This window comes from Lachnoanaerobaculum saburreum DSM 3986 (assembly GCF_000185385.1).
Taxonomy (GTDB): Bacteria; Bacillota; Clostridia; order Lachnospirales; family Lachnospiraceae; genus Lachnoanaerobaculum; species Lachnoanaerobaculum saburreum.
In genome coordinates this window covers 1603618-1619683 of record NZ_GL622296.1, presented here as the reverse complement: position 1 = coordinate 1619683, position 16066 = coordinate 1603618, and the positions used below count along the sequence as shown (strand labels likewise).

Genomic DNA, 16066 nt, shown 5'->3' with positions numbered 1-16066 from the left:
GTATGCTCTCTTTAAAAAAGATTAAATTATTTATTTTAATATATATTATCTTTATATATTAAAGAGCTTACTTCTATTGTATTCTTTATACAATCTGCCAATGCAGAGTATTGTGTTGAAATCTCACATTTTATTCCCCTATAATCTGGATCAAGACAGTACATAATCTCCCCCAACACCTTTGAAATTTCCGCACGATTTATTTCGTCAATAATAAAGAGGAAATTTGGAAGTTTACTTAGGTCAAATTCTGTAATATTTTTGCTTTCTCCAATCCTTCACTCTTTCAACTCACTTTTATCATTATCAAATAAAAATAAAAGCTTATCTTTATATCCCGGATAAAAGGATAAATAATAATCCTTGTTTGCTATATCGTCAGTAACAAGTATATTCTTTCTTTTATCTCACAAATCATATTGCTGTGAAATATTTGTTGTAAATGCAGGCAAAGAAAACTTACTGATAAGTTGATCAAAAGCCTTACGCTCCTGTACTACAAAGTTTATATCTGTCAAACTGTCTATAAGCTCCTGCCAAACTCCAAGCTCGGTTCTAACTAAAAGGGTCTGTCCGCTAAACTCTGATAGGCTGACAAATTCTCTTTCATAAAGTGGATGTTCCTTTGGCATGGATAAATACATCTGTTCATGAAAAAAATAATGTGACTCAATTGTATCATCTGTTATCTGATATGTTGTAACAATAAAATCTGTATTATCCTCTTTTAAATCCGAAACTAAATCTGTTTCCTTTTTCAGCTTTACTTCAACAGCAATTTGATTTTCATTCTTCATTTTATTTATTTTAAAAGCAGGGCCTTGTGCACATACTTCACCTCTTATCACAAACCTCTCTTTATCGGAACAATTTTATTTGTTATCGGTTCTATAGGATATACACTATCTCCTTCAATGGAAATAGTTGTAATATGGCGTGTATTCCAAGCACTTGGAGCCTGTACCGGACCTATGATCAGCCGTGCTATGATTAGAGATCGCTATGACAGTACTAAAGCTGCACAAATGTTATCAACTTTAATGATGATAATGGCTGCCGCACCTATTATCGGTCCTCTTCTCGGTGGCGGGCTGTTATCCCTAGGTTCTTGGAGATTAATATTTTGGTTAATGGTAATAATAGGGATTGTTTTATTTCTTTCAGTTAATCTTTTACCTGAGACATTGGAAAAAGAGAAAAGAGGAAGTTTGTCTCTTGGTAACAGTTTCAGAAATTATGCTTTCCTTTTAAAATCAAAGAAGTTTATGGTTTATACAATGAGTGTAACCTTCTTTTATGTGGCGGTTTATGCTTTTATTACAGGTTCATCCGATATTTATATTAACTATTTCCACATACAGCCTAAGGTATATTCATTATTATTCGGTGTAAATATACTTGAGGTATCTCTTATAAGTATGCTAAATCGTCGTTTGGTAACACATTTTAATATAAGCCGGCTTCTTGCTTTGGAAGAATTCAATCCTATTGTGTATGACCCGACTATTGCAGATTCTATTGAAGGTTATAGTGATCTCTTTGTAAATCCTCAGTACGCCGGATATTTGGATATTAACCACCCTGAAAATATAGAGGATACTTTAAAAAATGCGGCGGGTGAACGTGAGATTCGTTTGATTGTTGTAACAGATGCAGAAGGAATACTTGGTATTGGTGACTGGGGAACAAATGGTGTGGATATTTCTGTTGGAAAATTGATGGTTTATACTGCTGCAGCAGGGATCGATCCTTCTATGGTGCTTCCTTTAGTCATTGATGCAGGTACTAACCGTGATGAACTTCGAAACAATCCAAATTATTTAGGAAATCGTCACGAACGTGTCCGTGGTGATCGTTACTACAACTTCATTGACCAATTTGTCAAAACTGCAGAACGTTTATTTCCTAAGCTCTATCTTCACTGGGAAGATTTCGGTCGCTTAAATGCTGCAAATATCCTTGAAAAATATCGTAAACAAATTCCAACATTTAATGATGATATTCAGGGTACAGGAATTGTAACTTTGGGCGGTATCTTCGGTTCTCTTGATATTACCGGTGAAAAATTAACGGATCAAATTTATCTCTGTTATGGTGGCGGTACTGCCGGAGCAGGAATTGCCTCTCGTGTTCTACGTGAAATGATAAATCAAGGTCTATCAGAAGAAGAAGCTTATAAACGCTTCTTTATGGTTGATAAACAAGGTCTTCTCTTTGATGACATGGAAGACTTAACCCCTGAGCAAAAGCCTTTTGCCAAGAAACGTTCAGACTTTGCTAATGCAGATAAGTTGACAGTTCTTTTGGAAGTGGTGAAGACAGTCAAGCCGACTATTCTTGTAGGAACTTCAACTCAACCTAATACTTTCACTAAAGAAATTGTAGAGGCTATGTGTAAGAATACCGAACGTCCAATAATCTTCCCTCTCTCAAATCCTACAATTCTGGCAGAAGCTAGTGCTAAAGGCTAAAGATTTAATTGAATGGTCGGACGGAAAAGCATTTGTTGCAACGGGAATTCCTTCCGGTACCGTTTCTTATAAAGGTGTGGACTATATTATTGGCCAAGCTAATAATGCTTTGATCTATCCGGGTCTTGGACTTGGTATGTTGGCCTCTGAAGCAAGTCTTTTGACAGATGAAATGATTGGAGCAGCCGCACATTCATTGAGTGGTATTGTAAATCCCGGGCAAGCCGGTGCACCTGTCTTACCACCATTTAAGTATGTAGCCGATGTTTCTATTAAAGTTGCCGAAGCAGTAGCTAAAAAAGCACAAGAACAAGGTCTAGCCCGTTCACAAGAAACAGATATGGCAAAAGCGGTTCGTGATTTAAAGTGGTACCCGACCTACTAAAATATCAATTAAATAACATAGGGATGAAGTGTACTAAGCCTGATTCTATACTGCTTAGTACACTTTTAAAATAATTTAAGAAAGGATTTGCATGAAGATATTATTAACTTCTATTGAGAGTATTATTCCAATTATTGTTATTATCACACTTGGATATATATTACAGGTTCGTGGTTGGTTTGCCGATGATTTCGGTTCTAATTTATCTCACCTTATTATGAATGTGGCCTTGCCTGTTTCAATATTTGTATCTGTTATGAAATACTTGACACTTGATAAACTTATCAGTATTTCAGGAGGACTTATTTATACTTTCGGAGCATTTATCTTGGGTTACATAGTAGCTTATATTGCTGTCATTATCTTCAAAGTTCCCTCAGGCCGTCGTGGAACTTTGATTAACACTTTTGTAAATGCCAATACCATTTTTATCGGTTTACCGTTAAATGTCGCTCTTTTTGGAGAAGAAGCTCTCCCCTATTTCTTGATTTACTATATTACCAATACAATTTCCACATGGACACTTGGTGTATATTTAATGACAAGTGACGCTAAATCAGGGAAAAGTAAAAAAACAGCTAAATTTGACTTGAAGAAATTGCTGCCTGCACCCCTTGTAGGTTTTCTGATTGCACTTGCATTCTTAATTCTTCGTATTCCGGTACCTGTTTTCGCAACTAATACATTAACTTATATCGGAAATATAGTCACCCCTTTATCTCTAATTTATATCGGCATTGTTCTTGGAAAAGCAGGTTTAAATACTATTACATTTGATAAGGACACAATTGTATCATTGGTAGGTCGTTTTATTTTAGGACCGATTATCATGTTTATTATTCTTACTTTAGCGGCAAAAGATATGCCGACAGCTGAATTCAAGACATTTGTTATTCAATCAGCGGCACCGGCCTTAGCAGTCTTACCTATACTTGCAGGTCAGGGTAATGGAGATGTGGAATTTTCAACAAATATTGTTACCCTGAGTACGGTTCTGTTTGTTGTTGTTATAACCATAATAATGATTTTTTTAGGATAATAAAATCTTATAAACCGGAATTAAACTCATTTAGTATCAAAAGATTAGAAATATTAATATTTTTATTGTATATTAACTCTATAAAAATTGTACTTTTGGTTAGTTGTGAGCTTTTATATAAAAAAGAGTATTTAATGCCTGCTTTTTTAGAAATATGCTCTGATTTATACACAAACTACCCCACACTAATTTCTTATTTATTTGATGTGGGGTACTCATATTTTATTAATCTATTTTAATTCTTTCAATACCTCTCCAATGTCCCCATCTATACAAATACTTCTGTCATTTATATTTTCAGGGCAAAATGCCTCTTTCAAATTTAAGCAGGCATAGATTGAATTTTCATTATCATATGTCATCTGCCAAAACGGATATTTTATAATAATAGGTGTATTTGCCCCTACACCAAGTTCTAAAAAAAGAACATGCAAGTTCTCATGTCGTCTTAAAAAATCTGCATAATTACTTGAAGCACAAATCCTTATATACAGGCTTTGGAGCGTCAATATATCTGTTAAAGTAAATATGCCTTGACCACCATGCCCAAAATATTTCTTTCTTTGGGAATGGATAAAAACCTCCCGAATACATATCTTTTATACCAAAAGATTTTGAAAAGTCAAAAAAACACTTTTCAAATCTTTCTCCACTATATGTAAAACCTGCCGATGTGGAAAGCCCTGCACCTGCTCCTATCAAAACAGCATCACAACTTTTGATTTCATCCTTTAATCTTTGTAACTGTTCTTCTCTGTTGCCCTTTCCATACATAGCTCTGCCCTTAAAATACTGTATGGCAGCTATTCCTTTGCTTATAGACTCTCTGTAACCGTCAGATGCTTTAAAAAAATCCATATCCATAGTTCTGCTCCTTTCTGTAAATTTTCTAAAAATTAATTCAAGACCTGAACTTATTACTTAACTATATAAGATAAATAGTTAATGTATCTAACATTTTACCTTGCTGTTAATCCAATAATGTTTTCCAATTATCTGATTCATAAGCCTCAAAACACATTTTGATTTGTTCTACAGTATTTTTCTCTGTTGCCAGCTCAGGTAATTCCGATATTGAAAAATAATGATATTCTGTGGTTTCATTATTCTCTTCAAATTTACCACCAATAACTGAACATTGAACAAAAATTTTGCATATTCCATAGGCATAGATGGGTAGATTATGTTTTGACCTGTCTTGAATGGCTATTACCTTTTCTGTGATAACATCCAATCCTGATTCTTCCTTAACCTCTTTTACTACATTTTCACCTACTGAAACATTAACATCAACCCATCCTCCCGGTAAGGACCATTTACCATCATTTTCATGTACAAGAAGAATTTTTCCATCTTCAAAAATAGCAGCTCTGGTATCAAGTTTTGGTGTCTGATAACCACTTTCATTGCAGAAAAGATCTTTAACTTTTATATTGGGAATATCTGTCATATGTGAAACTATTTCTGCGGAAATATCTCTGATTCTCTGATATCTTTCTTTATCATAAATATCTTTGCAATAATTAAGACCTGTCTGTGCAAGACTCTGTAATTCTATTGCCCACTGTAACCAACATTCATTTTTATCCATAGTTACCTCTCAAAACTCCTGAAAAATCAAATTAATTCAAGCTTTTTTACCGATTTCTTTAACTTGAATGATTTATCAGTTCCCTCTCATAATATTCCCTATCCTCATCCTTAAATACATTAAAAACAACCCTGTCCACTGCATTCGGGAATCTATTTAACCACTCTCTTACAGTCTTAACTGCAATCTGTGCCGCCCTTTTATTTGGGAAATTAAATACTCCTGTAGATATACAGCAAAATGCCACAGTTCTTAAATTGTTTTTCATACAGATATCCAGAGTATTTTTATAGCAATTCTCCAAATCCTCTTCAAGCTTTCTTGTCAAAGCCCCCTGTACAATCGGACCTACTATATGAATAATCTTTTTTGAAGGCAGATTATAGGCATCTGTTAACATTGGAACGGCTGTAGGCTGCTCATACTCTTTACCATAACGAATTTTTTGCATGTTCATTTTTTTATTGCATTCATTTCTAAGCTGTATGCCGGCAAATGTATGTATACAATTATCGATGCAACTGTGCATAGGTATAAAACAGCCAAGCATCTTGGAATTTGCCGCATTCACAATTGCATCCACCTTTAATCTTGTTATATCACCCTGCCATATTGAAATGTTGTTTTCTATTACAGGTATATCAGAAAGCTTTACTATACCGTTTTCATCTATTCTTTCCTTTAAATAGTCATCCTGAATTTGCAATACTTCATTTTTCATCTGCCTCGGCATTCTGATATTCATAAGAGATCGCAGTATCCTTTGCTTTCCCTCCATATCATCCGGTACTTTTAGATTTTTGTATTCAAGTGAATCTTCCTTAAAAGCATCTATAAGAAAATCCAGTCTTTCATTTTGATTCATATATACCTCCTGCTGTTAAAGAATATAGGCACTGCAATACTCGCACTCTCTAAGCTTTTCATCAGGCAGGTTGCAAGCTCTTCTTTGCTTTTCCACAAGCTTTTTTACAAAATCCGTGGCAGGGTTTTGCACTATCTCAGAAGGCTTATCATATTGTTCTATCTCACCCTTATCAAGTACCAAAACCTTTGTACCAAGCTTTAATGCCTCCTCAATATCATGAGTGACAAACAATATAGTGATACCTGTTTTTTTATACAAAGACTTCAATTCATTTTGTAATTGTTCCCTTGTGATAGCATCTACTGCTCCGAATGGCTCATCCATCAGTAAAATATCAGGAGATGCCGCAAGCGCTCTTGCAATTCCTACTCTTTGCTGCTGCCCTCCGGAAAGTTCTGACGGATACCTGTCCTTCATACACGGATCCAAACCTATTACCTCCATCCATTTATCCACAGCCTTTTTAGTCTTTTCCTTGTCATTTTTATTCCATAGGCTTGGAACATAGGAAATATTTTCTTCCACCGTCATATTCGGGAATAAAACACTGCCCTGTATAGCATAGCCGATACTTCTTCTTAACCTAATCATATCCGTATTCTTGATATTTTCTCCATTTACAAAAATATCTCCTGATGTAGGCTCATAAAGTCCGTTAATCATCTTTAAAGCGGTAGTTTTTCCACAACCTGAAGAGCCTACAATGGTAACAAACTCTCCCTTTTCTATTTGTAAATTCAAATCCGGTATAATTACCGTATCTCCATAACTCTTTCTTATATGTGAAAACTCAATAGCTATTGCCATAAATCCTCCTATTCTATAAGTCCTTTTTCTAATAAAAATGCCTTTGCAACATCCCTGGGCTCTTTCTTTTCACTCTCCACTTCATAGTTCATCCTCTGTATATCCGACTCATTTATCAGCTTATCAAATTTTTGCAAAGCACTGTGAAGCTGTGGATATTTATCCAATATTTCCTCTCTTACCACCATTCCCGCCTGATATGAAGGATACATTCCTTTATCATCTTCAAGAAATACAACATCCGCCTGAGCCAGCTGACCGTCTGTAGTATTAACAGGCATTACATCTATTTTACCGCTGTTTATCGCCTGATATTTAAGTCCCATATCCATATCACTTGTAGAAGCAAATGAAAGATTATATGTTTTTCTTAACATATCATATCCGTCCTGACGCTCAAAGAAGTCATATTCGGCACCAAGAATCAGCTTCCCATTCAGTTTTTGTAAATCGGAATATGTTTTTATATCATTCTTTACTGCAATATCTTTTCTAACGGCAATGCCGTAGGTATTATTAAAACCAAGCATTACATCCCATGTAAGTCCGAGCTTTTCCTGATATTCTTTTTGTAAAATATCAAATTGTACTTCACTGTATTGATTTTCATGTTTTAATACCATATTCCAGCCTGTACCTGTGTATTCCGGGTAGAGATCAAACTCACCGCTTTCCATAGCCGGTTCTATATTTGAGGTTCCTCCACCTACTCCCTGTGTAATATCTACGGATAAATTGGTATTCCTTTCTATATATAATTTTAACATCTCACCAAGAATATATTGTTCAGTCATAGGCTTTGTCGCAAGATGGATTATATTTTTATTTTTCTTTGGAAGTAATCCCACAATGAAGATACAAAAAATTAAGACAAGCGAAATAACAGCAAGTATTCTGTTTTGCTTTTTTGCAGCCTTTCCATGTATCTGCATTCTTTTTTCAACAAAACCAAGAATGAAATCTACCGCTAATGCCAAAACTGCGATAAGCAAGCTTCCTGTTATAGTCATTGCAGCATTATTTGTGGTAATGCCTCTGTAAATAGCTACTCCCAGTCCTCCGGCTCCGATAAATGAAGCAATACCTGCAAGTGCTATTGTCATTGTGACCATATTTCTGATTCCTGAGATTATAACAGGCATTGCGAGAGGTATCTGTACTCTGAAAAGTATCTGCTTTTTTGTACTTCCCATACCCTTTGCCGCTTCCAAAATGCCTGCGTCCACATTTATCATTCCTGTATAGGTATTTCTAACCATGGGTAGGAGTGCGTATATTGTCAAAGCAATAATAGCCGTGGCATTTCCTATACCTGAAAAAGGTATTAAAAATCCAAGCATTGATATAGATGGAATCGTATATAAAAAGTTTATCACTCCCAAAGTAAGTTTTGCACTTTTTTGAAACTCGCTTATAAAAATCCCTACTATACCTCCAAACACTATTGCAATCAATATGGCAATCAATGAGATTTCAATATGCTCCAACAAAAGCTTTCCAAAAAAATCCCATTTAGTACTTAATAATATCCCTATTTCCTTTATCATTTATCCTCCTACAGTACCGGAACTTACCCGAATTGGTCAATTCCTCCCTACTTGGTACTATTTCTCTATTATCCCAATGTTCAACTATCCTTCCATTATTATCTGCACGGAAAATATCCATAGTAATCCATTTTACACTGCCGTCATTTAAGTTTTGTAAAACATGTAAAAATACAAAATCTCCATCTTCTATAGCACGGATAATCTGAATATCTCTTTCGGGATTTCTTTTAAAGAAATCTATGAAAAATGCCTTAAATCCTTCCTTGCCTTCTCCTACACCTGTACTATGTTGAGTATAACTTTCTCCCATATAGCAGGATAAAACTTCCTCAATTTCTCCATCCTGTATACCTCTTATATATAAATTCTTTGCATTATTTAATTTCTCCGACATAATAATCCCCTTTCTTCAAAATGATAGCACAAATAGTGATACAAAATATTTTCACATCATTCTCCTAATGCTAAAGCAGTATTAAAAAGCTTCAAATTAATATTTGTTACTTGTTGTAATATAAATCATTACATCCGCTTTGTCAATACCTTTTAAATATAAACCAAATTATACTTTGGAAGTCCCTACATTTTAAACTATTATTTCCTTATGTTACTCTCTAAAAACAAAAAAGATGCCCTACAGGCATCTTTAACAAAACTCTTCCATACCTCTTTTTATATCTAAAAGAGTATATTCTTTCATTTTATTTTCCATGGCTTCCTGTATTTTCACCAATTTGTCATCCAGTAATCTATGTATATTCTTTCCTACAGGACACAGGGGATTCGGTGACTCATGAAAATGAAATAATCCTTCTTCCTTTACAGCTTCAACCGCCATATATATATCATAAAAAGAAATCTCCGATAAATCTCTTGTAATTTCTATTCCGCCTGTTCCCCTTGCTACAGTAATCAGACCTGCCTTTCTTAGTTGTGAAAGTATATTTCTGATAATAACAGGATTTGAACTTATGCTTCCTGAAAGAAAATCACTTGTTATTTTTTCTCTATCCTTAAAATATTCTACACATGTAAAAATATGTAATGCAATGGTAAATCTGCTTGAAATCTGCATTAAAGTCAACCCTTTCGTATAATATAAAATCCGGAAATTTATATCAGACTTCCAATCTTTAGGTATCAGTATACTATATGTCATTGTAATGTCAACAGTTACATTACTCCTCCAAAAAATCCATATTAGGCCAAAGCTTTCTCACCACATCATTGGGATACTCATCATCTATAAACTGTTCTATTACATTTCTTGCCACAGGTTGTTCTTTTCTGCCGGTTGTCCTTATCATTACCATGGATGTTACTATACCGTTACATATAAAAAATGCCGTTATTATAAAGGCTAAAACAGTTCCTGTTACAGGCGGAATCTTTTCAATTGTTTTTGATATCGGCGGATAAATAAATCTAAACCATACCAGTGCAACTATACCCCAAAAGAACATAAACAAAAGATTCGTTCTTCCGTCAATATTAAAAGGCATATATGAATAATCCCAAAACTTCATTCCAAAGAAGACTTCAGTAAACACCGAACACAGATACTCAAAAACACCCCCAAAGAAGAATCCTGAAATAAAAACAGATATATTATTCCGCCTTTTCACTCTTGAAAGTGCCACAGTAAGTATTGCAGCACCCAGTACCCATACAAGCTTATCTATATTTATACCGCTTGCAAAAATATAAAAGCTATGGCTACAACAATACATGAATTTATACAGCTTAGCTGTAAACTCCTGCCATATCTGTCTTTTTCAGACCTTATCTCTTTTTTCAATAAAAGCCTTTGCGAAAAAACAAGCCCAAGCTTTTCCAAAATAAGATAATCTATAAATGCCATCAAGAGCATTCCATAATAACTTACATTTTTACCGGATGATACTATAATTATTATAGTCATAAGTATTGCCGGTACTCCAAGTATCGGTATACCAAGCACTCCGGTACTGACATATTTTTGCTCCTTAAGACTGTAAATAGCTGTATTTATTATCCATGCCAAAATACCATATATAAAAAAATATATAATCAGATCCGCTCGGTCGATATTTGTCAACAAAGTTTTTCAAATATTTCTCCAACAAAAAAGAGGTAACCACCATTTTTGTAGTAGTTACCTCTAATCACATCTATATGCTACTTGTCATAATTTATAAGTTTTATTGTTTCTTTTTTTACATCGACCTTTACAATATCATATCCTGCGTTATAAATAGCATTTCCCATCGGTCTATTATCACTTGCATACCAATAACCCAGATATTTCCTTGCTGATTTACAAAGTTTTCTGCCTATCAGTTCTTCCACCTTTGAAAACTCAAGTTCTACTTCTCTTCCTTGTTCTTTCAGATAGTTTGTTATCGGTGAAAATCTGCTGTCTTTATGAATATACTTTTTGTCTTCCGTTTCCTCTATATATTCCGTTTCCTTTATTTCACCCTCTTTTTCTATCTCAAATTTACCGATAAAGCTAAAGTAAATATCGATCCTTTGGGTAAACTTATACCTTTTAAGTTTCTGCTTTTGAAATATCACTATTCTATCAATCAATTGATTTATCATTGATGTTGTGAGTATAGAAAAGTCAGTAAAACTCTTGATAGTCTTTATAAACTGTTCTGTATTGTCACTAACGGATTGTAATTTCTCCGTTACTTCCTCAAGTTCCAATATTTCACTGTTTAAGGTGTTTTGCTCCTCTGTATACTGAATGGCGATCTTATTAAAGGTTTCATCATTGATTCTGCCACTTGCATTGTCCTCATACAGTTTTACAAACAGCCTGTCTATTACAGCAAGTCGATTTTTATCGGCTTGTAGTTTTTTTATATGTTCCTTTTGACTTTTCTCTCTTTCTTCAATTCTTGTAGATATAACGATATTCTTAAATTCTTCCTCATTATTCTCAATGTATTTACTAATATCCTTTAGAGTTTCTAAAATAAGCTCTCTGACTACTTCTGTTCTGATATAGTGTGCAGAGCATTCATTTCTATGCTTCTGATAGGTTGAGCATATATAATTATCATACCTGACATCTTCTTTGTAATGTCCTGTTCCTTTATGATTTGTTCCTCTTGAATTGTATAGTTTTTCTCCACAATCTCCACAAAACAGCTTCCCTGTAAGTGGATTTACTGTTCCTTCTCTTGACGGTCTTCTTACGGTGTTTAATAGAGAGTTCGCAATTTCCCATGTTTCTTTGTCAATAATCGCTTCATGAGTGTTCTCAAAAATAGCCCAATTCTCTTTTTTATTGGTGTACCTTCTCTTATCCTTAAAACTTGGTTTTATGGTCTTAAAGTTTACGGTATGTCCCAAATATTCTTCTCTTCTAACTATATATTGCACTGTTGTTCCCCACCAACGATAGGGTGTGTCAAATTCTTTATTGATACGATTTCCGTAACCGTTCATAGCCATATAGTATGATGGGGAATAGACTTTCTCTTTATATAATAAATCTGCTATCTGATAGGGTCCAAGTCCACTTACAACGAAAGAGTAAATCCTCTTTACTACCTTTGCAGCTTCTTCATCAATGATCCACTTCTCTTTGTTGTCAGGATCTTTTTTATATCCGTAAATCGCATGACTTCCTGTGTGTTTTCCCTCAAGTCCCTTTGCCTTATATACCGCTTTTATTTTTCTGCTTGTATCGACTGCATAGATTTCATTGATAATATTTTTGATTGGAATACTTATATCTGTTTCCATATCGGTAGTAAAGGTATCCACATTATCGTTTATGGCAATGAATCTTACATTATGCTTTGGAAAAAACTCCGTTGTATAGATACCTACATGAAGATGATTTCTTCCAAATCTGGACAGGTCTTTTACGATTACCGTTCCTATTTCTCCATTTGCAACCCTTGTTATCATATTTTGAAATTCAGGTCTGTCAAAATTCGTTCCGGAGTAGCCGTCATCAATAAAAAATTCACACTGAAAAAAGCCACTCTGCTTGGCAAACTGGCTTAACATCTTTTTTTGATTGGTAATGGAATTACTCTCTCCCTGAAGTTCATCATCTCTTGATAAACGACAATAAAGAGCTGTTTTTCTGTTCGCTTGAATAGACATCATTTCCTCCTGTCTATCAAGACTACCTACGATAGTTTCATTATACTCCTTTTTCATGATTTTTACCACTGTTAATTGTTATTTTTCATAACTTCCTGCTTAATGATGGATTTCATCTTATCTTTCAGCTCTTTTCCATTTTTCTTGCAGAAGATATTTACGGTGTATCTTGTGTTTCCAATTTCTTTTTGAATTACCTTCGTCTTTTTATTGTCTGTATTCTCTTTTTTTGTTTTATTCATAAATTCTCCTTCCTGTAAAAATAAAAAGCGATTAGATTCTTTACTTTCTAATCGCCTTTACTCATCTATTACGTTTTGTGCTTTCTTCAGTTTTTCTTTACTTTGTATCTTTCTTCTATCTGCTCCTACAACTCTAAGTGGTAAACACATTTCTATTATTCTTGAATAAATCCTGCCAAGCATGATATCTTCCTGTTCTTTCTCTATGTCTTTGAAATTAAGGTTTGTCGTTATTATGGTCGGTCTTGCCTTTAGGTATCTTGCGTTGATTACATTGTAAATCTGCTCTAAGGCATACTCTGTGTTTCGCTCTATTCCAAAATCATCAAGTATTAGTAGGGTTGGATTTATTATTTGCTTGATATATTCATTTCTGTCAAGGTTAAAGCCGCCTTTTTGTAGGTCATTTAGTATCTGTGCGAAGTTTCTCATTTTAACCGTATAGGAATACTCCGTGATGATTTCATTTGCAATGCTACAAGCTAGGAATGTTTTTCCACTTCCTACATTTCCAAATAAAAGCAAACCTACATTGTCTTTTCTCATTTCTTCAAAATGCTTTACATAGTTCTTTGCTTTTTTGATAATGTCCTTGTCTGTGTCTTCATCAGCATTTTTAAAGGTATAGGCTATTTGATTTCTGGATATAAAGCAGTTTCGTCTTAGTCTATCCTGTTCAATCTGCTTTTCTCTAAGTTCATCCTGTTCTTTTCTCTCCCTATCACATTTACAAGCTTTTCTAATTATCATTAGCTTTTTATCTAACATAGGAATTGATCTGCCGTCTATTCTCTCATTACAAGTCTTGCAATAGATGTGTCCGTCCTTTTCATAGTGAATATCTTTGTTGTAGGTAAAATCTGTACCTTGTATTTTTGTAGTTACCATATTTTGATTTTCTTTGTTATCCATAATTTTCATTCTCCTTTTTTCATCTTAAATGGTGGAATGCGTTTTAAGGCTTGTTTTTTATCTTAGGCATACTCTGATACCTCTTTTCTCCTTAACGCTCTAAAAACACCTTTCTGCTTCATTGTATGATATTTATAGGCTGTCGCTATCCTCATAGTTGGTTGAATAGGTTTTAGAACTTCCACTTTTATTATTTATCTGTGATAGTCTTTCCTTATCCTGTTCATACCAATTAAGGATTGTTACATAGTGGTCTTGATAAATTTTCCCACTGCTTTTGATGTATCTGGAGAGTTTTTCAATCATCGTATCGGTATGACTTTGCAACTTATCTGTTAACTTTCGGTATTCTTCATCCGTTAAACGGATATTTTTATATTCTCCGTAAAAAATATGGGGTAGGTTTTGCTCTTCTATCTCTCCCTCTTTTTCTATCTCTATCTCTATCTCTATCTCTATATCTATCTCTTTCTCTATCTCTCCGTTGCAGTTTTGTTTCAAAAGGTTGCAAGGTGTTGCACCGTTGCCAGATTGCAACGCTTTTTGCTCTCGTGATTTCCTTGAACGCCTTGTGGAAGCTGTTTCTGAGCCTATAAGACTTGGTAGTTCTGTTAGAAAGTATTCATCATTTTCCATAATCACTTCCATTAAATTCTGTGCCACAAGATAGTTTACTGTAACCATTACATCATCTTCCGTTTCATCAATAGTTAATGCAAGTTCTTTTATAAAGTCTGTTTCCACCCCATCATAATATAGTTTTCCACTATCTTTTAGGCTTAATAACAAGAGTTTGAGGTAGATAATTGTGTAAGTATCTCCTCCGTATATTCTCCTTAACCTTTTTATCCTCTTGTCTATAAAGAAATCTTCTTTCAGTTTTATCCAATAATATCTTCTGTTTTCTGCCATTTATTCTTCCCTTTCTTCCAATAAAAAAGACGATAGATGTTTACTTCTACCGCCCTTTCATAAATTTTTATGTTTGTTTCGTGTTTCCATATTAGACTTTTAAGTCTTTATTGCTTAACATTCCGCTAAACATCATATGATACATATCTTTCGATGATTCTTCTATCTTGGTAATACTTGATATTTTATTTCCTGCTTCCTTTGACGAAGCTCCACAAAGATAAAAAGCTTCATGCTCTGTTCCATAGTCTATTGCAATGTACCTATCGTGATATTTTTTTCCGGCTATCTTCATCTTCAAGTTGATTGTAGGATAGCCTTTTCTAAAATCATCTAAGATGTTTTTTGTGAGCATATCCTTATTTTTTACATTATCGCTGAAAACTATAATTTGGGTATTATCCCTTGCGGCTCTTAAAAGTTCCAATGTTTTAAGTCCAATATAGTTGTCTATGACATAAATGCTTTTCTTTGCTGACTTATATATTTTTGTGTAGGCAACATCTGCCTCTATCTTATCTCCATTCATCAAGAGAAAATGTTTATATGTGTCCGGGTCTATAAAATGATCCATAACCTTTTTCAAATCTTCTTTTGTAGCTAAGGTATTCACCTTGCTATCGAGTCTTGCTATATCATTTGTATTTTGGTTTGTTTGAATTGCTATTTGAACAAATTCCTTTGAACCGATAAAATCCTGATTTTCAATAATAAAGTCTTTCATCTGCTTAAACATTCGTATTAAAGCCTTGCTTTGTTTCACTGCAAGTTCTCCCCTTAATACAGTCATTAGCATATATATTCCCTGTTCTGTAAAGGCATATGACAGTTTTCTACGCCCGCCCCAACTTGATGTCGATTTTTTCGATATCAAGTTTTCAAACTCTGACTTCGTTAACTGAAACATAAAATCATCATCAAATTTCTCCGAATTATTTTTTACTTGTTCATTAAATCTTGTCGTTGTATATCCATAAATTTCAGCAAGTTCAAAATCAAGCATCACCTTTTGACCTCTTATATCATAAATCCTACTCTTTATAGTATCTTCTTCGATTACTACGATTTCATTATGTTGTTTTGCCACACAATCCACCTCCAATATCTTTTTTATCATAATCAGCTTATAGACTATAACTATACGTTCATTTTATCTTCAAAATTTTAATTTCATCCTGCATT

Annotated in this window: 17 protein-coding genes and 1 pseudogene; 3 read left to right on the top strand and 15 right to left on the bottom strand. The window is 34.1% G+C overall.

Annotation, left to right across the window (positions count from 1 at the left end; translation table 11 throughout):
• Positions 1-407: 407 nt before the first annotated feature.
• Positions 408-797, bottom strand: coding sequence for a LysR family transcriptional regulator substrate-binding protein (locus tag HMPREF0381_RS07520; RefSeq protein ID WP_154647091.1), 390 nt, complete (start codon positions 795-797; stop codon positions 408-410).
• Between HMPREF0381_RS07520 and maeA the strand changes: the two genes are divergently transcribed.
• The 3 genes from maeA (at position 780) to HMPREF0381_RS07510 (ending at position 3895) form a co-directional block, all read left to right on the top strand.
• Positions 780-2471 (top strand): oxaloacetate-decarboxylating malate dehydrogenase, encoded by a 1692-nt coding sequence (maeA, locus tag HMPREF0381_RS15585; RefSeq protein ID WP_330370252.1) that lies wholly within the window; start codon positions 780-782, stop codon positions 2469-2471. The two genes, HMPREF0381_RS07520 and maeA, sit on opposite strands and share 18 nt — an antisense overlap.
• Entirely contained in the window at positions 2458-2856 is a 399-nt protein-coding gene (locus HMPREF0381_RS15580; protein ID WP_008751347.1) for a malic enzyme-like NAD(P)-binding protein, read from the top strand. Before maeA ends, HMPREF0381_RS15580 begins: the two co-directional genes overlap by 14 nt.
• A 91-nt stretch (positions 2857-2947) precedes the next feature.
• Complete coding sequence (locus HMPREF0381_RS07510) at positions 2948-3895, top strand: AEC family transporter (RefSeq protein WP_008751346.1); 948 nt, start codon at positions 2948-2950, stop codon at positions 3893-3895.
• Positions 3896-4125: 230 nt separating this feature from the next.
• On the opposite strand, the pseudogene HMPREF0381_RS15880 reads toward HMPREF0381_RS07510, so the two are convergent.
• From HMPREF0381_RS15880 to HMPREF0381_RS07450, 14 genes and pseudogenes are all read right to left on the bottom strand, one after another.
• Positions 4126-4759: pseudogene (locus HMPREF0381_RS15880) on the bottom strand (hypothetical protein).
• Between the two features lie 106 nt (positions 4760-4865).
• Positions 4866-5486, bottom strand: coding sequence for an NUDIX hydrolase N-terminal domain-containing protein (locus HMPREF0381_RS07500; RefSeq protein ID WP_008751343.1), 621 nt, complete (start codon positions 5484-5486; stop codon positions 4866-4868).
• Positions 5487-5544: 58 nt separating this feature from the next.
• Positions 5545-6351, bottom strand: a complete 807-nt coding sequence (locus HMPREF0381_RS07495) for a protein-ADP-ribose hydrolase (protein ID WP_008751342.1) — start codon at positions 6349-6351, stop codon at positions 5545-5547.
• A 15-nt stretch (positions 6352-6366) separates the two neighbouring features.
• The gene (locus tag HMPREF0381_RS07490; protein ID WP_008751341.1) at positions 6367-7161 is read right to left on the bottom strand and encodes an ABC transporter ATP-binding protein; all 795 of its coding nucleotides are present in this window, start codon (positions 7159-7161) and stop codon (positions 6367-6369) included.
• Between the two features lie 8 nt (positions 7162-7169).
• Entirely contained in the window at positions 7170-8708 is a 1539-nt protein-coding gene (locus HMPREF0381_RS07485) for an ABC transporter permease/substrate-binding protein (RefSeq protein WP_008751340.1), read from the bottom strand.
• Positions 8674-9105: a nuclear transport factor 2 family protein gene (locus HMPREF0381_RS07480; RefSeq protein WP_008751339.1), complete on the bottom strand. Its 432-nt coding sequence runs from the start codon at positions 9103-9105 to the stop codon at positions 8674-8676. The genes HMPREF0381_RS07485 and HMPREF0381_RS07480 overlap by 35 nt, the downstream gene beginning before the upstream one ends.
• A gap of 252 nt (positions 9106-9357) precedes the next feature.
• The gene (locus HMPREF0381_RS07475) at positions 9358-9786 is read right to left on the bottom strand and encodes an Rrf2 family transcriptional regulator (RefSeq protein ID WP_040461774.1); all 429 of its coding nucleotides are present in this window, start codon (positions 9784-9786) and stop codon (positions 9358-9360) included.
• Positions 9787-9889: 103 nt separating this feature from the next.
• Positions 9890-10441 carry a putative ABC transporter permease gene (locus tag HMPREF0381_RS15400; protein ID WP_008751337.1) on the bottom strand — a complete coding sequence of 184 codons (552 nt, stop codon included), beginning with the start codon at positions 10439-10441 and terminating at the stop codon, positions 9890-9892.
• Positions 10396-10734, bottom strand: a complete 339-nt coding sequence (locus HMPREF0381_RS15395) for a hypothetical protein (RefSeq protein WP_242824405.1) — start codon at positions 10732-10734, stop codon at positions 10396-10398. Before HMPREF0381_RS15395 ends, HMPREF0381_RS15400 begins: the two co-directional genes overlap by 46 nt.
• Positions 10735-10868: 134 nt before the next feature.
• Positions 10869-12875, bottom strand: coding sequence for a recombinase family protein (locus HMPREF0381_RS07465; RefSeq protein ID WP_008751335.1), 2007 nt, complete (start codon positions 12873-12875; stop codon positions 10869-10871).
• Between the two features lie 14 nt (positions 12876-12889).
• Positions 12890-13060, bottom strand: coding sequence for a hypothetical protein (locus HMPREF0381_RS14840; protein WP_008751334.1), 171 nt, complete (start codon positions 13058-13060; stop codon positions 12890-12892).
• A 57-nt stretch (positions 13061-13117) separates the two neighbouring features.
• Positions 13118-13981, bottom strand: coding sequence for an ATP-binding protein (locus HMPREF0381_RS07460; RefSeq protein WP_008751333.1), 864 nt, complete (start codon positions 13979-13981; stop codon positions 13118-13120).
• Positions 13982-14104: 123 nt separating this feature from the next.
• Positions 14105-14884, bottom strand: coding sequence for a phage replisome organizer N-terminal domain-containing protein (locus HMPREF0381_RS07455; RefSeq protein WP_008751332.1), 780 nt, complete (start codon positions 14882-14884; stop codon positions 14105-14107).
• A gap of 91 nt (positions 14885-14975) precedes the next feature.
• Positions 14976-16001 (bottom strand): ORF6N domain-containing protein, encoded by a 1026-nt coding sequence (locus HMPREF0381_RS07450; RefSeq protein ID WP_008751331.1) that lies wholly within the window; start codon positions 15999-16001, stop codon positions 14976-14978.
• Positions 16002-16066: the final 65 nt, after the last annotated feature.